Origin of the sequence: Tsukamurella tyrosinosolvens (assembly GCF_900104775.1) — a bacterium.
GTDB classification, from domain to species: Bacteria; Actinomycetota; Actinomycetes; order Mycobacteriales; family Mycobacteriaceae; genus Tsukamurella; species Tsukamurella tyrosinosolvens.
In genome coordinates, this window is the sequence record NZ_FNSA01000003.1 from 2,962,207 (window position 1) to 2,981,813 (window position 19,607).

Genomic DNA, 19,607 nt, shown 5'->3' on the forward strand with positions numbered 1-19,607 from the left:
CGAGAGTCACAGTCCCACCGCCTGGTACAGCGCCGACACTTCATCGCGGCCGAGCACGCGCAGCGAGCCCGGGCGCTGATCGCCCAGCGCCACCGACCCGACGTGGGTGCGCACCAGCCGCTCGACGGGGTGCCCGACCTCGGCCAGCAGGCGACGCACGATGTGCTTGCGGCCCTCGTGCAGCACGACGCGGACCATCGATCGGCCCTCGGAGGCCTCGAGCACGGAGAACTTGTCCACCTTCGCGGGGCCGTCCTCGAGCTCGACGCCGGATCGCAGCGTGTTGCCGAGCCGGCGCTGCACCTCGCCCTGCACCCACGCGAGGTAGGTCTTGGGCACCTCGTAGGAGGGGTGCATGAGCCGGTGCGCGAGGTCGCCGTCGTTGGTGATGAGCAGCAGGCCCTCGGTGTCGGCGTCGAGGCGGCCGACGTGGAAGAGCCGCTGGCCCGCCGCGACGCGCTCGGCCACGATGTCGCCCACGCAGGGGCGGCCCATGTCGTCGCTCATCGTCGACTGCCAGCCGCGGGGCTTGTTCAGCGCGAGGTGCACGAGGTTCTCGTTGACGAGCACGCGCACGCCGTCGACGCGGACGACCGCGACGTTCGGGTCCACGCGGCGGCCCTGCTCGGTGACGATCTCGCCGTCCACCTCGACGCGGCCGTCGGCGATCATGTCCTCGGCCACGCGCCGCGATGCGACGCCGGCCTGGGCCAGCACCTTCTGCAGGCGGATCTTGTCGCTGTCGCCGCCCGGGTGCGGGGCCTTCTCCGGCGCGTCCCAATCGTCGACGTCGCGGATGGGGACGTTCTGCGTGCGTGCGGGTTTGGCGTTCGACAGGCGGGGGACGCCGCCCTGGCGCCCCGCCTGCTTCTGCGGCGGCTTCGCACCCTGTTTCGGCTTGCTGGTTCTGTTTCGGTCCGGTGTGCCATCACGGCGAGCGGGTCTGTTCATGATCCCTCCATGATCGCAGGTCGCGGCCGAAATCGGTATTCGTCAGCGCGGCGCGCTGCCCGCAGCGCTCAGCGAGCGGTTCCGGCGGCCCATGAACAGCACCGCCGACCCGGCGGAGGTGACCACGATCGTGCTCACCAGGCCGGCCTTCGGCGGGAAGAACAGCGGGTCGCCGCCCGCGTCGCCGCCGGTCAGGTCCTCGAGACCGCTCATCATCATGGCCGGGATCAGCCAGATCGCGATCGACAGCACCGCGGCCAGCCCGAGGGCCGCACTCGCGAGGGCACGGCCGCGCTCGGCGAAGCCCGGGCGCACCGTGGCGACGATCACCAGGATCAGCGCGACGATCGCGAGGCCCGCCGTCGCGTAGCCCCACGGGATCACGCCGTCGGTGGCCGCGCCGCGGGCCGGCCCGCCCTCCGATGCGGGGCCGGTGAGGACGGTCCGGCCGGTGCCCGTGAACCCGAACGGCACACCGACGCGGCCGATGGTCAACCCGAACCACGTCGCCGTCGCCGCCCACACCGTCAGTGCCGTCACGGCCCCGGTGAGGACGAGCGGCCACCAGCGGCGCACCGCCGGGCCGGCGGCGCCGAGCGGGAAGGCCTCGCGGAGAACGGCGGAGAGATCAGGCATCGGGATCGAATCCGATCACGTCTGCGCTCTTGCGGCCGAGCTTGGCGAACCGCGGCTCCTCGTCGAGGTGCGAGCTGAGGTCCTCGATGACGTCGATCTCGGGCAGCAGGGGCGCGAGCGGCGGCAGCTCGTCCAGCGAGCTCAGGCCGAGCCGCTCGAGGAAGAGCTCGGTCGTCGCGTAGGTCGTGGCGCCGGCGTCGGTGCCCGCCTCCACGATGAGGCCGCGGGCCGCGAGCGTGCGCATGACGCCATCGACGTTCACGCCGCGGACCGCGCCCACCTGGGACCGGCTCACCGGCTGCTTGTAGGCGATCACCGCGAGGGTCTCGAGCGCGGCGCGGGTCAGCTTGGACCGCACCCCGTCGAGCAGGAGTCGCTCGACGTAGGGCGCGTACTCGGCGCGGCTGTAGAGCCGCCAGCCCTCGGCGGACTCGCGCAGCTCCATGCCGGACCGTCGCTCCGCCAACTCGCCCGCCCAGGCGCGCAGGTCGGCGGTGATCCGCTCCTCCGGCTCCTCCAGGGCGGTGCCCAGCTGCTCCGCGGTCGCCGGCGCGTCCACCACCAGCAGCAGCGCCTCCAGCGCCGACCGCAGCTCGTCCGGCTCCATGCCCTCGACCAGGGCGAAATCCTCGGCCTGCTCGCTCATCGTTCCTCCTGCCAGTCGTCGCCGGGTGTCTCGTCGTACTCGTCGCGGGTGCCGCCCACGACCACGTTCTCGTTCTCCCCCGACCAGCGCACTTTGAGGTCGCCGAGCGCCTCGGGCTGGTCGAAGAGCACGGCCCGCTCGCGGTACAGCTCGAGCAGCGCGAGGAAGCGGGCGATCACGGCGATGCCGGAGTCGCAGTCGGCGACGATCTCGGAGAACCCGGACCAGTGGTCGGGCCGCTCTCGCAGCCTCGCCGCGATGAGCCGGGCCTGTTCCGGCACCGAGACCTTGGGCACGTGCAGATGCCCGAGGCCGACGGTCGGCTTTGGCTTGGGGGTGAACGCGGACGCGGCGACGAGCGCGAACTGCTCCGGGGTGACGCCCAGCTGGACCGGCGGCACGAGCTCCTCGAATCGGGGCTCCAGCCCCACGGCCCGGGGGTATCGACGGTTCGCCTTCGCCTCGAGCTGGGCCATCAGTTCCGCCACCTGCTTGTAGGCGCGGTACTGGAGCAGGCGGGCGAACAGCAGGTCGCGGGCCTCGAGCAGCGCCAGGTCGTCGGCGTCCTCGACCTCACCCGCGGGCAGCAGCCGCGCGGCCTTGAGGTCGAGCAGCGTCGCGGCGACGACGAGGAATTCGGTGGTCTGGTCGAGGTCGGCCTCGGCGCCGAGTTGCTTGGTGTACGCGATGAACTCGTCGGTGACGATGTGCAGCGCCACTTCGGTGACGTCCAGGCGTCGCCCGCCGATCAGCTGCAGGAGCAGGTCGAACGGGCCCTCGAAGTTCGCGAGCTTCACCGTGAAGCCGGGCTGCGGCTCGGGCGCACCGTCGGGTCCGGAGCCGGCGGCCTCCGGCTGATCCGGCTCCGCGACCGCCTCGATCGGCTCGGTATCGGTGGGGCTCACTTCTCCTGCGCGATCACCTCGCGCGCGAGGGCGCGATAGGCGTTGGCGCCGGACGACTTCGGCGCCCAGGAGGTGATGGGCTCGCCCGCGACCGAGGTCTCCGGGAAGCGGACCGTCCGCGAGATGACGGAGTGGTAGACGGCGTCGCCGAAGACCTCGACGACGCGGGCCATCACGTCGCGCGAGTGCAGCGTCCGCGAGTCGAACATGGTGACCACGATGCCCGCCATGCCCAGCCGTGGGTTCAGGCGGTCCTTCACCTTGTCGACGGTGTCGGTGAGCAGCGCCAGGCCGCGCAGCGCGAAGTACTCGCACTCCATGGGGATGAGCACCTGATCGGCGCAGGCCAGCGCGTTCACCGTGAGCAGCCCCAGGGAGGGCTGGCAGTCGATGAGGATGTAGTCGTAGCGATCCAGTACCGGGTACAGCGCCCGACCGAGGGTCTGCTCGCGGCCCACCTCGTTGACCAGCTGGATCTCCGCGGCGGAGAGGTCGATGTTCGAGGGCAGCAGGTCGAGCCCGTCGACCCGGGTGCGCAGCAGCACGTCGTCGGCGGCGATCCGCGACTCCATGAGCAGGTTGTGCACCGTGAGCTCGAGCTCGTGGTGCGCGACGCCGAGGCCGGCGGAGAGCGCGCCCTGCGGGTCGAGGTCGACGAGCAGCACGCGCCGCCCGTAGGAGGCGAGCGAGGCGCCCAGGTTGATGGTGGTCGTCGTCTTGCCGACGCCGCCCTTCTGGTTGCACACCGCGATCACGCGGGCGGGGCCGTGGGTGGTCTTCGGCGTCGGCTCGGGGAACTCGACGCGGGGCCGGCCCGTCGCGTCGAGACCGTCCTCGGCCGTGGGCTTGGGCGCGTGGTGATGATCCAGCTCCCCCAGGTCCAGGCCCGGGTTCTCCGCATCGGGCGCTGACGCCACTGGCCCACCTCCTTCTTGCTTCCCCTCACACCCTAATGCGCGCTGTGCATCCGCGGATGCAGCGGCGCGCGCGACCGCCGATTCTACGGATCGAGGAGCCCGGGGCCGCCGCCCGTCAACCGAGCGCCCGAGGGTGCGCCTGGGCGTAGACCTCGCGGAGCGCGCTGACCGTCACGAGGGTGTACACCTGCGTCGTGGTGACCGAGGCGTGGCCGAGCAGCTCCTGCACCACGCGCACGTCCGCGCCGCCCTCGAGCAGATGGGTGGCGAAGGAGTGCCGCAGGGTGTGCGGCGAGACATGCGTCGTCGTGGTGTCGATCCCGGCGCGCTCGGCCGCGGCGGCGAGCACCTGCCACGCCGACTGCCGGGAGAGCCGCCCGCCGCGCACGTTGAGGAACAGCGCCGGGTTCGACCGCTTCACCAACGCGGGCCGCCCCCGCACGAGGTAGGCGTCCAGCGCCGCGAGCGCGGGCCGCCCGATCGGCACGACGCGCTGCTTGCCGCCCTTGCCGAGCAGCACCACCGAGCGCGACTCGGCGTCGATGTCGTCCACGTCGAGGGCGGTGACCTCGGAGATGCGGGCCCCGCACGAGTACAGGAGTTCCAGCATCGCGCGGTCGCGCAGGCGCGACGGGGTGTCGGCGTCGGAGTCTCCCCCGGCCGCCTCGAGCAGCGCGATGACCTGCTCCACGGGCAGCGCCTTGGGCAGCCGCTTGGCGGGCGCGGGCGGCCGGACCTCGCGGGCCACGTCGGCGCTCGTCATCCCCTCGGCGGCCGCGAACCGGTGCAGGCCGCGCACGGCGATCAGCGAGCGCGCCGCGGAGCTGGCGGCGAGCGGCGGATGATCCGGCCCGCCCTCGCGCAGCGCGACGAGGAATCCGCTGACCTGGTTCTGGGTGACATCGGCGAGATCGCCGACACCCAGCCCACCCAGGTACTCGCGGTACCGGGCCAGGTCGCGCCGGTAACTGCTGAGGGTGTTCGCCGCGGCGCCCCGTTCGACGGTGAGGTGGTCGACGTACGCGCGCAGCTGATCGTCGAGAGCCACCCCGACCGGCACAGTTACTGTCCGTCCTCCACGGGCCGGCCCTTGCGGGCGGCGAGGGCCGTCGGGCGGCCCGGCCACGGCGCGTCGGAACAGCGCAGCGGGGTGTCGTCGTCGGTCACCATCGTGGCGGCGAGGATCGCGCTCACGGAGGTCGAGTTCACGATCTCACCGGAGAGCACCATGCGGACGGCGTCCGGCATGGCGATCCACTCGACGGTCATGTCGAGCTCCTCGTCCTCCTGCTCCGCCATCTCGCAGTACCGCAGGTCGGTGGCGAGGTAGACGCGCACCATCTCGTCGGTGAAGCCGGGCGACGGGGCGAGGTCCACCAGGACGTGCCACTCGCGGGCGCCGAGCCCCGTCTCCTCCGCAAGCTCACGCTGCGCGGCGCAGACGGGCTCCTCCTCGCCGGTGTGGTCGAGGAGCCCGGCGGGGATCTCCAGCATCCGCCGGCCCATGGGGTGGCGGTACTGGTTGACCATGGCGATGGCGCCGTCGGCGTTCATGGCGACGACGGCCACGGCCCCGTCGTGCTCCACGACGTCCCGGACGGCGGTGCCGCCGCCCGGCATCGTCACCTCGTCGCGACGGACCGCGAAGATCGGCCCCTCGTACACGGTCTCACTGCTGAGCGCCTGGAAGTCGTGCGTCTGCACGGAACCGAGCGGCGCGAGCTGCTCAGTCATCTGCGTGGTCATCCTCCGACGGTACCTCTTCCACGGCGGTCCGGACGCCGACCGGGAGCTCGAGCTCGGCCCGGTACTTCAGGGCCGCGCCGACGAACGCCGCGAACAGCGGATGCGGGCGCGTCGGGCGCGACTTGAGCTCGGGATGCGCCTGCGTACCGACCAGGAAGGGGTGGGCCTCCTTCGGGTACTCGACGAACTCGACGAGGTGCCCGTCGGGCGAGACGCCCGAGAACTTCAGGCCCGACTCCGCGATCTTGTCGCGGTAGGAGTTGTTGACCTCGAAACGGTGGCGGTGGCGCTCGGAGACCTCGGTGGAGCCGTACGCGGCGGCGACGATCGAGCCGCGCTCGAGGGCCGCCGGGTAGGCGCCGAGCCGCATGGTGCCGCCGAGGTCGGCCTCGCCGGCGACGGCCTGCTCCTGGTCCGCCATGGTCGAGATCACGGGGTACTGGGTGTCGTCGTCGAACTCGGTGGAGCTGGCGCCCTCGAGCCCGACGGACCGGGCCGCCTCGATCACGATGCACTGCAGGCCCAGGCACAGGCCGAGCAGCGGCACGCCGCGCTTGCGGGCGTAGCGGATCGCGCCGAGCTTGCCCTCGATGCCGCGGATGCCGAAGCCGCCGGGGATGAGGACGCCGTCCACATCGCGCAGGGCGGCGGAGGCGCCGGCCTCGGTCTCGCAGTCGTCCGACGGGACCCAAGAGATCTGCACCTTGGCCCAGTTGGCGAAACCGCCGGCGCGCAGCGCCTCGGTCACCGACAGGTAGGCGTCGGGCAGGTCGATGTACTTGCCGACCAGGGCGATGTTCACGGTCTCGCGCGGCTCGTGGACGCGGCGCAGCAGGTCGCCCCACACGGTCCAGTCGACGTCGCGGAAGGGCAGGCCCAGCTTGCGCACGACGTACGCGTCGAGCTGGTTCTGGTGCAGCACCTTCGGCACGTCGTAGATCGAGCCGGCGTCGGGGCAGGAGATGACGCCGTCGATGTCGACGTCGCACATCAGCGCGATCTTGTTGCGCTGGCCCTCGGGCACGTCGCGGTCGCAGCGCAGGATGAGCGCGTCGGGCGTGATGCCGATGCTGCGCAGCGCGGCGACCGAGTGCTGCGTGGGCTTGGTCTTGAGCTCGCCGGACGCGGCGAGGTACGGCACCAGCGAGACGTGCAGGAAGAAGACGTTGTCGCGGCCCACGTCGTGGCGCACCTGGCGGGCGGCCTCGAGGAAGGGCTGCGACTCGATGTCGCCGACGGTGCCGCCGATCTCGGTGATCACGACGTCCGGGACGATGCCCTCGGAGTCGGGCGCCTGCATCGCGAGGATGCGGGCCTTGATCTCATCGGTGATGTGCGGGATGACCTGCACCGTGTCGCCCAGGTATTCGCCGCGGCGCTCCTTGGCGATGACCGTCGAGTACACCTGGCCCGTGGTGACGTTGGCGATGCCCGAGAGGTTCCGGTCGAGGAACCGCTCGTAGTGGCCGACGTCGAGGTCGGTCTCGGCGCCGTCCTCGGTGACGAAGACCTCGCCGTGCTGGAACGGGTTCATGGTGCCCGGATCCACGTTGAGGTACGGATCGAGCTTCTGCATGGTGACGCGCAGCCCGCGCGCCGTGAGGAGCTGTCCCAAGCTGGAGGCCGTCAGGCCCTTACCCAGGGAGGACGCAACGCCTCCGGAGACGAAGATGTGCTTCGTGGCGACACGCGCGCCAACGCGAGGAGAGGGCAACGAGACTCCCGTATTCGAGCGGACAAACCTGCTTCTACTACGGGACTTCAGCCTATCACCAGGCGTCAGCGGACGCCCGTTCCGTAGGCGCGGACGTCGTCGCGCGTCGCCTGCGCGAGCGCCAGGGCGGTCGAGACCTGCCCGACGACGGTGTCGGCGTCGTCGACGGTGGCGAGCTCGGGAGCAAGCGCCTTGTCCTGCCGGACGACCACGATCGGGCCCGCACCCTGCGACGATCCGGTGCGGCCGGCGAGGACGGCGCCGTCGCCGTGGCGCGACAGCGCGGCCGCGAGGCGGCCGATGCCCTGCCCCTCGCCGGCGCGTTCACCGGGCACTGTTCCGCCCGTCACTATCACCGCGGCGCGCGCGCCGGGCACCGTCGGACCGGAGAAATCGACGAAGCCGGCCTGCTTCAGGGCGGCGAGGGCGTCGGTCCGGCCGGTCGACGGCGCCTTCGCCGCGCCCTCGGAGAGCAGGACGGCGCCGAGCAGGTCGCCGGCGCGGGCGCGGGGATCGACGAGGGCGGCGTCGAGGGTGACGCCGTTCGGCACGGCGTTGTCGACGACGCCGCGCAGCCGCTCGGCCTTGTCCTCGGCGTAGAGGTCGGCGGTCAGGGTCAGCGTGCCCGCGACGGTGCCGCCGCCCTGCGTCAGGCGTCGGCTGATCTGCGCGACGTCGCCGCGGTCGGCCGACGGTGCGACGACCACGAGGACGGGGACGCCGGCCAGGCTCCGGCCCAAGGTCGACGGTGCCGCGCCGTCGGCGAAGGCGTCGGCGGCGCGGGCGCGGTCCGTGAGCGCGGCGTTGCTCTGCTCGAGCTGATCGACCTTCGTCCGCAGGTCCTTGAGGTCACCGTCGGTGGTGAACCGGGCGAGGACTCCCCCGCCCAGGGCCACGCCGACGGCGAAGGCCAGCAGCACCGCCGCCCAGAACAGCGCGGGCCGGCGGGCGCCGGACGAGCGGAGGCGGCGCGACGGGCCCGGCACCTAGAGGGCCCGGAACTGGCCCTGGACCCAGAGCGCGAAGCGGTTCCACTGGTCGATGACCCACTGCAGCAGGTCGTGGCCCTGGTTGGAGACCAGGACGGCCGCGACGACCGCCACCAGCGCGGCGAGGATGAACAGCGCGATCGCGCCGCCGTGGCCGCGGCTGCGGTACAGGGTCGCGACGGCCTTGCCGTCGACCAGCTTGGTGCCCACCTTGAGCCGGGTGAGGAACGTCGACGGGTTGGACTCGCGGCGGCCCGCGTCGAAGAACTCCTCCAATGAAGCGGAGTGGCCGACGGAGACGATGAGCGAGGCGCCGTGGTGGTCGGCGATGATGAGCGCGAGATCGGCGGCCGAGCCGGTGGCCGGGAAGGTCATGGCGCCGATGCCGAGGTCCTGGATGCGCTCGAGGCCGGGCGCGTGGCCGTCGGGGGCGGCGGGCAACACGACCTGCGCGCCGGAGCGCAGCGTGTTGGTGGTGATCATCTCCGGGTCGCCGACGATGAGGTCGGGGCGGTAGCCGGCCTTGACCAGCGCGTCGGCACCGCGGTTCACGCCGATGAGGACCGGCGCGTACTCCTTGATGAAGGGCTTGAGGCGCTTGAGGTCCTCGACGTGGTCGGCGCCGTCGGAGACGACGAGCACGTGCCGGTTGTTGAGGTTGACCTCGACGTCGGGGATGCCGACTCCGTCGATGAGCAGCGGCGACTCGACGCGGATGAACTCGACGGTGTTGCCGGCGAAGGCCTCGAGGTGGTCGACGACGCCGGAGCGCGCGGCCAGCATGCGGGAGGTCACGTCGGTGTCGGTGAGCGACTCGCCGTGGGCCAGCTCGCGCTCGCCGGTGTAGACGACGCCCTCGTGGACGCGGATCTTCGCACCGTCCTTGATGCGCGAGAAGACCTCCTTGCCCGCGTCGTCGACGAGCTCGATCCCGGCGGCCGCCAGCACCTCGGGTCCGAGGTTCGGGTAGCGGCCGGAGATGAACGGCGACGCGTTGACCACCGCCGCGACCCCCGCCTCGACCATGAGGTCAGCGGTGGTGCGGTCGAGGTCCAGCTCGTCGCACACCACGATGTCGCCGCGGCCGATCCGGCCGAGCAGACGCGTGGTGTCCTTGTCGACCCGGGCGGTGCCGGTGACGCCGGGCAGGTTCGACGTGTTGCGGGACAGCAGGCCAGTGAGCTTCATGCCGCACATACTGCCCCGTGAGTCACACAAGTCACGGGAGGCGCGCCGACAACACTGGAAACTTTGAGCTACTTCCAGCGCAGCGGTTACCTGCTGGCGTGGGCCCCCGACTGCGCGACCTTGTCGGAGTCGGCGGCCTCGAGGAGCTCCTCCGCGTGCGCGCGACCGGTGTCGGAGTCGCCCAGGCCGGCGAGCATGCGCGCCAGCTCGGCGATCCGCTCCTCGCGCGACAGTGCGGTGAGCGTCGAGGTGACCGACCCCTTGCCGGTCTGCTTCCCCACCGTCAGGTGCGTGTCCGCGAACGCGGCGACCTGCGGCAAGTGCGTCACGACGATCACCTGGTGCCGCTGGGCGAGCGCGGCGAGCCGCCGCCCGATCTCGACCGCGGCCTTGCCGCCGACGCCGGCGTCCACCTCGTCGAAGACCATCGTCAGGCCCTGCTCGGTGGCCGCGAGGACCACCTCGAGCGCGAGCATCACGCGGGAGAGCTCGCCGCCCGAGGCCGACTTGCCGATGGGCAGCGGGTTCGCGCCGTCGTGCGCGACGAGCCGGAACTCGACCACGTCGGTGCCGTGCGCGCCGGCGCGGCGCGGCGCACCGTCGACGACGACGCCGGCCCCGTCCGCGTCGGGTGCGACGGCGTCGGGCGCGACGTCGACGGTGATCGACGCGCCGCCCATGGCGAGCTTGCGCAGCTCGCCCGTGACCTTCTTCCCGAGCGACCCGGCGGCCTTCACGCGCGCCGCGGTCAGCGCCGCGGCCGCGGCGGCTAGGTCCGCCTCGAGCGACGTGACGCGCGCCTGCAGCGCGGCCAGCCCCTCGGCGGAGGTGTCGATCCCCTCCAGCCGCGTGCGGGCCTCGTCGGCCCACGCGAGGACGCCGTCGATGTCGGGCGCGTACTTGCGGGTGAGGGTCTTGAGCTCGGACTGGCGCAGCAGGAGCGATTCCAGCTCCGACGGGTCGCTGGGCAGGTCCGTGAGGTACGCGCCCAGCTCGGTCGCCACGTCGCCGGCGACGGTGGCCGCCTCCTCGACCCGTTCGGCGAGCGCGCGCAGCACCGCATCGTCGGATCCGGCGAGGGCCGCGCGGACGGTGCCCAGGAGGTCGAGCACGGCGCCGGCACCCTCGCCCTCGCCGCCGTACCCGGCGCCGGTGAGCGCCGCGTACGAGGTGTCGGCGGCCTCGCGCAGGGTGTCGAGGTCCGAGAGCCGCTTGATCTTCTCGACGGTGTCGACGTCCTCGCCCGACACCGGCTCGACGCCGTCGATCTCGGCGAGCGACGCGGTGAGGTGGTCCTGCTCCAGCGCGAGCTCGCGCGAGCGGGTGGTGCGGTCGGCGAGCTCGGCGCGCGCGGCGAGCCACTCCTCACGGACGGCCTGGTAGGCGCGCAGCGCCTTGGTCGCCGGCGATCCGGCGAACGCGTCCAGCAGGTCGCGCTGCCGCTCGGGCCGGAGCAGCCTGAGCTGGTCGTTCTGCCCGTGGACGGTGAGCAGGGGCCCGGCGAACTCCGAGAGCGTGCCGACGGGCACGCTGCGCCCGCCGAGGTACGCGCGGGAGCGGCCGTCGGCGGCGACGCTGCGCACGGCGATCACGGCGTCGTCGTCGAGCTCGCCGCCGGCGCCGTCGACGGTCTCGCGGACCAGGTCCGCGGAGCTGGCCCCGGTCAGCGAGAAGCGGCCCTCGACGATCGCCTTGTCGGCGCCGGCGCGGATGCGGCCGGGATCGGCGCGCGCCCCCGCCAGCAGGTGCAGGCTGGTGACGACCATCGTCTTGCCCGCGCCGGTCTCGCCGGTGAGCACCGTGAGGCCGGGCGCGAACTCCGCCGCGGCCTGCTCGATGACCCCGAGCGACGAGATGCGGATCTCTTCGAGCACTGCGTTATCCCCCGATTCCCGTACCGGTGTCGGCGCTGCCGCCGTCGCCCTCGCGGCGGCCGCGCCAGCCGCTGATGGGCAGTTGGAACTTGTGCACCAGGCGGTCCGTGAACGGCGCCGCGCCCAGCTTGATGAACCGCACCGGCTCGGCGCCGCGGCGGATCTCGATGCGCCCGCGCTCCGGCACCTCCAGGGTGCGGCGGCCGTCGCAGAAGGCGATCGCCTCGTGCCGGCGCCCCTCGACCTCGATCGCGATCACCGACCGCGGGCTGGTGACCATCGGCCGTGCGAACAGGGCGTGGGCATTGCTCGGCACGATGAGCAGCGCCTCCAGGTCGGGCCACATGACGGGGCCGCCCGCGGAGAAGGCGTAGGCCGTGGAGCCCGTGGGCGTCGCCACGAGCAGGCCGTCGCAGGCGAAGCGCGAGACGGGGCGGCCGTCGACCTCGGTGACGAGCTCGAGCAGGCCCTGCCGGGAACGGTTCTCCACGGACACCTCGTTGAGCGCCCAGCCCTCGGAGACGAGACGGTCGCCGTCGTGGATCTCGACGTCGAGGGTCATCCGCGGGTGCACGGTGTAGCGCCGGTGCACGAGGTCGTCGATGGTGTCGGGCACGGTGTCGACCTCGGACTCGGCGAGGAAACCGACGTGTCCGAGGTTGATGCCGATGATGGGGACGTCGGCGCGGCGCGCGAGCTCGGCGCCGCGGAGGAAGCCGCCGTCGCCGCCGAGCACGACGACGACCTCGCAGCCGACCGCGGCGTCGTCGGGCGCCTCGCGGACGTCGCTCTCGAGCTTCATCCGCACGCCCGCGGTGTCGAGCCGCCGGCGGATGTCCTCGACGGTGCGGTCCACGTCGCTGCGGAGCGTGTGCACCACCACCAGGAACGTGCGGTCGTGAGGTGTGGTCACTGGGGTCCCTCCGTCACAGCCGTGCCGATCATGTCGTCCACCTCGGCGGGGAGGGCCACCGGGCCGTCCGCGCCGGGTTCTCTGCGCAGCCACAGGAAGTACTCGACGTTGCCCGACGGTCCGGGCAGCGGGCTGAAGGTCACGCCGCGGGTGCTCAGCCCGACCGCGGCGGCGGCCTCGGCGACGCCGCGGACGGCACTCGCGCGCAGCGCGGGCTCGCGGACGACGCCGCCCGAGCCGAGCCGGTCCTTCCCCACCTCGAACTGCGGCTTGACCATGGGCAGCAGGTCGGCGCCCGGGGCGGCGCACCGCGCGAGCGCGGGCAGCACCAGGCCGAGGGAGATGAAGGAGAGGTCGCCGACCACCAGGTCGACGGGGCCGCCGACCGCGTCCGGTTCGAGGAAACGCACGTTCGTCCGGTCGAGGACCGTCACGCGGTCGTCGTCGCGGAGCCGCCACACGAGCTCGCCGTACCCCACGTCGACGGCGTAGACGCGCTCGGCGCCGCGGTGCAACAGGACGTCGGTGAAGCCGCCCGTCGAGGCGCCGGCGTCGAGGCACCGTCGACCGTCGACCTGGACGTCGGGGAAGGAGTCGAGGGCCCCGATCAGTTTATGCGCGCCGCGGGACGCCCATTCGATCTCGCCGGCGATCGCCGTGACGTGCACGGGGTCGGCGGGGTCGATCTGGTTCGCGGCTTTGCGCGCGACCTGCTTGTTGACGGTGACCCGCCCGGCCTCGATCAGCTCGCGAGCGTGTTCGCGGGACCGGGCCATGCCGCGGCGGACCAGCTCGGCGTCGAGCCGTACCCTCCGAGCCATCAGGCGCGATCCACGGAATCGAGGGCGTCGACCAGCAGCTGGTGGGCCTGCTCGAGCAGCGCGGCCTGCCGGCCGAGGGTCGCGAGCTCGCCGACGCCGGCCACGGCACCCGGGTCGACGACGGGGGCCGCGTCGAGCTCGTCGACGCGGTGCATCAGATCCTCGACGGCCGTGCGGACGTCGGCCGGGTCGTCCCCTCGAAACGCAGCTGGCTCCACGGTGTCCACGCTATCGGATGGTCAGCCGCAGGCCCGACCGGCGCTCCTCGGAGAGTTCGCGGGCGGCGGCGATCGCGACGAACTTCGCGTCCGCGGGATCCGCGCCCGGAGCTCCCGTGACGGTCAGGTCGCCGCCGTCGACGGTGGCGGTCCACCCGTGGCGCGGGCCGGGCCGCGTCGCGGCGGGCGGCAGGCGCAGACCCGCGAGCGTCTCGGCGACGAAGGTGGGCTGGTGCAGGTCCGGCGCGGTGACGACGTCCTGCACGTCGTTGACGCCGGTGAGCACGAGGTAGGTGTCGGCGCCGAAGGCGTTGCCGCCCTCGATGTCGGTGTCGAGGCGATCGCCCACGACGAGGGCCGTCGTGGCCCCGGCCGCGCGCATCGCGTCGACGAAGATGGGGGTGAAGGGCTTGCCGGCGACCTGCGGCTCGCGCTCGGTGGCGTTGCGGACGGCGGCGACCATGGAACCGTTGCCCACGAGCAGTCCGCGCTCGGTCGGGAGCGTCGCGTCGGTGTTGGTGGCGACCCAGACCGCGCCGGCGCGGATCGCGAGAGCCGCCTCGGACAGGCGCGCCCAACCGGTCTCCGGGCTGTGGCCCTGGATGACGGCACGGGCGTCCTCGGCACGGTCCACGACTACCAGGCCGCGGCCCTCGACCTCCGCCCGCAGCGCGGGGGCGCCGACGACGAGCACGGCGGTCCCGGCGGGGACGAGGGACGCGAGCAGTCCGGCTCCGGCCTGGGCACTCGTGACGACGGTGTCGTCGGGCGCCGCGAAGCCGAGATCGCGGAGGTGTTGTGCGACGTCGCCCGGTCCGCGGCTGGCGTTGTTCGTCACGTAGGTGACCGGCAGGCCGTCGAGCACCGCGGCCGCGCCGGGGATCGCGACGGCGCCCGCGTAGGCGGTGCCGTCGAGGTCGACGAGGAGCCGGTCGTAGCCGGCCGCGAGCGGCGCGCTCATTCCGCGGAGTCGGCGGAGAGCTCGGCCACCCGCTCCTCCGCGTCGGTGAACTCGTCCTCGTCCGCGGCGGCCGCGTTGAGGAACCAGGTCAGCGCATCGTCGCGGCGCTCGGCTCCGAGCAGCGCCTCGGCGTAGACGTAGAACAGGCGGGCGGCGTGGAAGCCGCGGCGCGCGGGATCGAGGTCCTCGGCCTGCAGGGTGACGACGGCCTTGTCGTACTCCCCCAGGTCCATGCGCGCACCGGCCTCCACCATCCGCAGCTCGGTGCGGTCGTCGCCCGTCAGCTGGGCCGCCTCGTCACCGCGCGCGGTCTCGATGGCCTTCTCCGGCCGGCCGAGGCCGCGTTCGCTGTCGGCGATCATCGGGAGCAGGTTGACGGTGCCGCCCATCCGCTTCGCGGCGCGCAGCTCGCTGAGGGCCTCGGACCACTCGCCGTTCATGTACGCGGCGATGCCACAGGCCTCGCGGACCGCGGCGATGCGGCCGGCACGCTCACGCGCGGCTCGCGCATGGGCGAGGGCGGCGGCGGGATCGGTGTCGAGCAGGCGGCCGGCCAGCACGAGGTGCGAGGAGACGAGCTCGGCGTTGTTCTTGTCGAGGCTCAGCAGGTCGCGCCGGATCGCCGGATCGAGCTCCTTGGGGTCGACGTCGTTCGGGATCGACGGCTCGCCGGCCCGGGTGCGCGGGCGCTCGGAGCGCTGGTCGTCGCGCTGGAAACCGCCGCGACCACCCTGGCCTGCGGGACGCGAGCTCGAGCCGTTGCGGCCGCCGTAGGAGCTGCCGCCCCGCCGGTCTCCTCCGCCCCGGCGATCCCCACCCGGTGCGCCGTTCCGACGGTCCGCGGAGCCTCCACCGGTGCGGCGATCCCCGGAGGGGCGTCCGCCGAACTCACGGCGGTCCCCCGAGCCGGAGCCGGCGCGACGGTCGCCGGCGCCGGACGAACGGCGGTCACCCGAGGGCCGGCCGCCGAACTCGCGCCGGTCGCCGCTTCGGGAGTCGCCGCCGCGGAAGTCGCGCCTGTCGCCACCGCGGGTGTCAGCGCCCCGGTTGTCGCGGCGATCACCGCTGCGGACGTCACGACGGTCGCCACTGCGGGAATCCCCACCGCGGTTGCCGCCGAAGTCGCGACGGTCGCCGCCTCGGACGCCCTCGGACCGTCGGTCGCCTCCGCGACCCTGGTATCCGCCGCGCTGGCCGCCACCGGTGCGGTCGCCGCCGCCCCGTCGGTCATCGCTGCGCCCTGCACCACGGTCGGTGCCTCGGCTCGCGCCACGTGACGAATCTCCGCCGTTGCTGCGTTCGGTCCGGTCGGCGGGATTGGTGAACCCCGCACGCTGCCGGCGCTCGCCGTTCGAGTCAGCCGCCACGTTGCACCCGCTTCCCGTCGCCTCCGAGGCGACTCACGCTATTACTGTACTTGGACATGGCGAAGGCCCCTGGGGAGGTGGAACACTGCGAAGTGTTCGACACGATCCCCAAGGGCCTTCATCCTGTATCTAATTTTAGTCCGGCGGTGTCCTACTCTCCCACACCCTCGCGAGTGCAGTACCATCGGCGCTGGAGGGCTTAGCTTCCGGGTTCGGAATGGAGCCGGGCGTTTCCCCTCCGCTATGGCCGCCGTAACACTGCGAAACAACACATGTGTGCTGTCTCAGACATTGCATAGTGGACGCGAACCAGACAGGATCTGGTTTCTGTTTGTTACACGCTTACATTCTGTGAGCTACGTGCTCGTTTTGGCGAATGTTATGTGTGTGGTAAGCCCTCGACCGATTAGTACCAGTCACCTACACGCATTACTGCGCTTCCAGTTCTGGCCTATCAACCCCATAGTCTGTAGGGGGTCTTACCCACTCAAGGTGGTGAGAAACCTAATCTTGGAACAGGCTTCCCGCTTAGATGCTTTCAGCGGTTATCCCTTCCGAACGTAGCCAACCAGCCGTGCTCCTGGTGGAACAACTGGCACACCAGAGGTTCGTCCGTCCCGGTCCTCTCGTACTAGGGACAGCCTTCCTCAAGTTTCTAACGCGCGCGGCGGATAGAGACCGAACTGTCTCACGACGTTCTAAACCCAGCTCGCGTGCCGCTTTAATGGGCGAACAGCCCAACCCTTGGGACCTACTCCAGCCCCAGGATGCGACGAGCCGACATCGAGGTGCCAAACCATCCCGTCGATATGGACTCTTGGGGAAGATCAGCCTGTTATCCCCGGGGTACCTTTTATCCGTTGAGCGACACCGCTTCCACTTGCCGGTGCCGGATCACTAGTCCCGACTTTCGTCCCTGCTCGACCTGTCAGTCTCACAGTCAAGCTCCCTTGTGCACTTGCACTCAACACCTGATTGCCAACCAGGCTGAGGGAACCTTTGGGCGCCTCCGTTACATTTTGGGAGGCAACCGCCCCAGTTAAACTACCCACCAGGCACTGTCCCTGAACCAGATCATGGTCCGAGGTTGAGGTATCCAATACGATCAGAGTGGTATTTCAACAACGACTCCACGAACACTGGCGTGCCCGCTTCACAGTCTCCCACCTATCCTACACAAACCGAACCGAACACCAATACCAAGCTATAGTGAAGGTCCCGGGGTCTTTTCGTCCTGCCGCGCGTAACGAGCATCTTTACTCGTACTGCAATTTCGCCGAGTCTGTGGTTGAGACAGCAGAGAAGTCGTTACGCCATTCGTGCAGGTCGGAACTTACCCGACAAGGAATTTCGCTACCTTAGGATGGTTATAGTTACCACCGCCGTTTACTGGGGCTTAAATTCTCAGCTTCGCCTTACGGCTAACCGGTCCTCTTAACCTTCCAGCACCGGGCAGGCGTCAGTCCATATACATCGTCTTACGACTTCGCATGGACCTGTGTTTTTAGTAAACAGTCGCTTCTCTCTGGTCTCTGCGACCCCACACAGCTCACGGAGTAAATCCGGTCACCATGCGAGGTCCCCCTTCTCCCGAAGTTACGGGGGCATTTTGCCGAGTTCCTTAACCACAGTTCTCTCGATCTCCTTGGTATTCTCTACCTGACCACCTGTGTTGGTTTGGGGTACGGGCCACATCAGATCTCGCTAGAGGCTTTTCTCGGCAGCATAGGATCATGGAATTCACCGCAACGGCTACGCATCACCTCTCAGGCTGGATGAGATCCGGATTTGCCTAGATCTCGCCCTACAGGCTTACACCAGTACAACCACTGACTGGCCCCACTACCTTCCTGCGTCACCCCATCGCTTGACTACTACCAGCCGAGGTCCCGTGCATCCACCAGCTCGTCACCCGAAGGTGATCTCGCGGCTTCAGGACGGTTAGTACAACTGATTCATCAGGGGCGATCTGACACGGGTACGGGAATATCAACCCGTTGTCCATCGACTACGCCTGTCGGCCTCGCCTTAGGTCCCGACTCACCCTGGGAGGATTAACCTAGCCCAGGAACCCTTGGTCATCCGGAGGACACGTTTCTCACGTGTCATTCGCTACTCATGCCTGCATTCTCACTCGCACAGCCTCCACAACTAGGTCACCCTGCTGCTTCTACGGCTGCACGACGCTCCCCTACCCACCCACAGTCAAAACTGTGAGTGCCGCGGCTTCGGCGGTGTACTTGAGCCCCGCTACATTGTCGGCGCCCAGCCACTAGACCAGTGAGCTATTACGCACTCTTTCAAGGGTGGCTGCTTCTAAGCCAACCTCCTGGTTGTCTTCGCGACCGGACATCCTTTTCCACTTAGTACACGCTTAGGGGCCTTAGCCGGCGATCTGGGCTGTTTCCCTCTCGACTACGAAGCTTATCCCCCGCAGTCTCACTGCCACGTTCTCACTTACCGGCATTCGGAGTTTGGCTGACGTCAGTAACCTGTGAGGGCCCATCGGCCATCCAGTAGCTCTACCTCCGGCAAGAAACACGTGACGCTGCACCTAAATGCATTTCGGGGAGAACCAGCTATCACGGAGTTTGATTGGCCTTTCACCCCTACCCACAGCTCATCCCCTCAGTTTTCAACCTAAGTGGGTTCGGGCCTCCACAACATCTTACTGCTGCTTCACCCTGGCCATGGGTAGATCACTCCGCTTCGGGTCCAGACCCGGCGACTCAAACGCCCTATTCGGACTCGCTTTCGCTACGGCTACCCCCAGACGGGTTAACCTCGCCACCGAGCACTGACTCGCAGGCTCATTCTTCAAAAGGCACGCCATCACCCCACAACGAGGGCTCTGACGGATTGTAAGCACACGGTTTCAGGTACTATTTCACTCCCCTCCCGGGGTACTTTTCACCTTTCCCTCACGGTACTTGTCCGCTATCGGTCGCAAGGTAGTATTCAGGCTTACCGGGTGGTCCCGGCAGATTCACAGCAAATTCCACGGGCTCGCTGCTACTCGGGTATTCATCACAACAGGCACCACGTTTTCAGTTACGGGACTCTCACCCTCTCCGGCGGACCATTCCAGGCCACTTCACCTAACATGACACTTTCTTACTGCTGTCCAGCCAGGTAGAGCTGGAAAGATGAACCCCACAACACCACACACACAACCCCTACCCGGTATCACATGTGCATGGTTTAGCCTCATCCGCTTTCGCTCGCCACTACTCACGGAATCACTATTGTTTTCTCTTCCTGAGGGTACTGAGATGTTTCACTTCCCCTCGTTCCCTCCACACCGTCTATATATTCAACGGCGGGTAACACCACATGACTGGTGCTGGGTTTCCCCATTCGGAAATCCTCGGATCACAGCTCGGTTGACAGCTCCCCGAGGCATATCGCAGCCTCCCACGTCCTTCATCGGCTCCTTGCGCCAAGGCATCCACCGTGCGCCCTTAGACACTTACAACACACAAAACACACACCAAACCCGAAACAACCGAAGCCATCACAAATCCGATGCGCCCTTCATGACATCAAGCGCCAAAAAAAACACAACAAAATGCTTACACAGAAACATGTAAAATTACAGAAACAAAAACCACTCCACCAGATACAAACGATCCGGCATCATGGTTGATGCTCGCGTCCACTATACAATTCTCAAACAACACACACCACCACACCGCCACCCACCCACACCCCGAAAGGCCATGGTACGTGAGCGCTGACGCGCAGCAGCAACAGAAAGGACG

16 protein-coding genes and 2 rRNA genes are annotated in these 19,607 nt (G+C 69.6%); all 18 read right to left on the reverse strand.

What is annotated here, in order from left to right; all coding sequences use genetic code 11:
- Positions 1 to 6: 6 nt before the first annotated feature.
- On the reverse strand, positions 7 to 951 hold the full coding sequence (locus BLW32_RS16690) for a pseudouridine synthase (RefSeq protein ID WP_074850648.1): 945 nt from the start codon (positions 949 to 951) through the stop codon (positions 7 to 9).
- A 42-nt stretch (positions 952 to 993) separates the two neighbouring features.
- Positions 994 to 1,587, reverse strand: coding sequence for a hypothetical protein (locus BLW32_RS16695; protein WP_068743052.1), 594 nt, complete (start codon positions 1,585 to 1,587; stop codon positions 994 to 996).
- Positions 1,580 to 2,233 carry an SMC-Scp complex subunit ScpB gene (gene scpB / locus BLW32_RS16700; protein ID WP_068743053.1) on the reverse strand — a complete coding sequence of 218 codons (654 nt, stop codon included), beginning with the start codon at positions 2,231 to 2,233 and terminating at the stop codon, positions 1,580 to 1,582. The genes BLW32_RS16695 and scpB overlap by 8 nt, the downstream gene beginning before the upstream one ends.
- Positions 2,230 to 3,138 carry a segregation and condensation protein A gene (locus tag BLW32_RS16705; RefSeq protein ID WP_082791570.1) on the reverse strand — a complete coding sequence of 303 codons (909 nt, stop codon included), beginning with the start codon at positions 3,136 to 3,138 and terminating at the stop codon, positions 2,230 to 2,232. Before BLW32_RS16705 ends, scpB begins: the two co-directional genes overlap by 4 nt.
- Positions 3,135 to 4,016 (reverse strand): ParA family protein, encoded by an 882-nt coding sequence (locus tag BLW32_RS16710; protein ID WP_225535550.1) that lies wholly within the window; start codon positions 4,014 to 4,016, stop codon positions 3,135 to 3,137. Before BLW32_RS16710 ends, BLW32_RS16705 begins: the two co-directional genes overlap by 4 nt.
- A gap of 154 nt (positions 4,017 to 4,170) precedes the next feature.
- On the reverse strand, positions 4,171 to 5,103 hold the full coding sequence (gene xerD / locus BLW32_RS16715) for a site-specific tyrosine recombinase XerD (protein ID WP_225535478.1): 933 nt from the start codon (positions 5,101 to 5,103) through the stop codon (positions 4,171 to 4,173).
- Positions 5,104 to 5,117: 14 nt separating this feature from the next.
- Positions 5,118 to 5,801, reverse strand: a complete 684-nt coding sequence (locus tag BLW32_RS16720) for an NUDIX domain-containing protein (protein ID WP_225535477.1) — start codon at positions 5,799 to 5,801, stop codon at positions 5,118 to 5,120.
- The gene (gene pyrG / locus BLW32_RS16725; protein ID WP_068743054.1) at positions 5,782 to 7,515 is read right to left on the reverse strand and encodes a CTP synthase; all 1,734 of its coding nucleotides are present in this window, start codon (positions 7,513 to 7,515) and stop codon (positions 5,782 to 5,784) included. The genes BLW32_RS16720 and pyrG overlap by 20 nt, the downstream gene beginning before the upstream one ends.
- Before the next feature lie 65 nt (positions 7,516 to 7,580).
- On the reverse strand, positions 7,581 to 8,501 hold the full coding sequence (locus BLW32_RS16730) for a copper transporter (protein ID WP_068626745.1): 921 nt from the start codon (positions 8,499 to 8,501) through the stop codon (positions 7,581 to 7,583).
- A complete protein-coding gene (gene steA / locus BLW32_RS16735) occupies positions 8,502 to 9,692 on the reverse strand; it encodes a putative cytokinetic ring protein SteA (RefSeq protein ID WP_068525828.1) in 1,191 nt (396 codons plus the stop codon). It lies immediately after the preceding gene.
- Positions 9,693 to 9,778: 86 nt separating this feature from the next.
- The gene (gene recN / locus BLW32_RS16740) at positions 9,779 to 11,566 is read right to left on the reverse strand and encodes a DNA repair protein RecN (protein WP_068743055.1); all 1,788 of its coding nucleotides are present in this window, start codon (positions 11,564 to 11,566) and stop codon (positions 9,779 to 9,781) included.
- Between the two features lie 4 nt (positions 11,567 to 11,570).
- Positions 11,571 to 12,479 carry an NAD kinase gene (locus BLW32_RS16745; RefSeq protein ID WP_068743056.1) on the reverse strand — a complete coding sequence of 303 codons (909 nt, stop codon included), beginning with the start codon at positions 12,477 to 12,479 and terminating at the stop codon, positions 11,571 to 11,573.
- Entirely contained in the window at positions 12,476 to 13,300 is an 825-nt protein-coding gene (locus BLW32_RS16750) for a TlyA family RNA methyltransferase (RefSeq protein ID WP_068525831.1), read from the reverse strand. Before BLW32_RS16750 ends, BLW32_RS16745 begins: the two co-directional genes overlap by 4 nt.
- A complete protein-coding gene (locus tag BLW32_RS16755; protein WP_139286228.1) occupies positions 13,300 to 13,518 on the reverse strand; it encodes a hypothetical protein in 219 nt (72 codons plus the stop codon). Before BLW32_RS16755 ends, BLW32_RS16750 begins: the two co-directional genes overlap by 1 nt.
- A gap of 10 nt (positions 13,519 to 13,528) precedes the next feature.
- Positions 13,529 to 14,479 (reverse strand): HAD-IIA family hydrolase, encoded by a 951-nt coding sequence (locus tag BLW32_RS27185; RefSeq protein ID WP_068743057.1) that lies wholly within the window; start codon positions 14,477 to 14,479, stop codon positions 13,529 to 13,531.
- Positions 14,476 to 15,846 (reverse strand): hypothetical protein, encoded by a 1,371-nt coding sequence (locus BLW32_RS28435; protein WP_197467627.1) that lies wholly within the window; start codon positions 15,844 to 15,846, stop codon positions 14,476 to 14,478. The genes BLW32_RS27185 and BLW32_RS28435 overlap by 4 nt, the downstream gene beginning before the upstream one ends.
- 138 nt (positions 15,847 to 15,984) lie before the next feature.
- Positions 15,985 to 16,101 (reverse strand): 5S ribosomal RNA (gene rrf, locus BLW32_RS16770).
- 131 nt (positions 16,102 to 16,232) lie between these two features.
- Positions 16,233 to 19,321: ribosomal RNA gene (locus BLW32_RS16775) — 23S ribosomal RNA — on the reverse strand.
- Positions 19,322 to 19,607 lie beyond the last annotated feature (286 nt).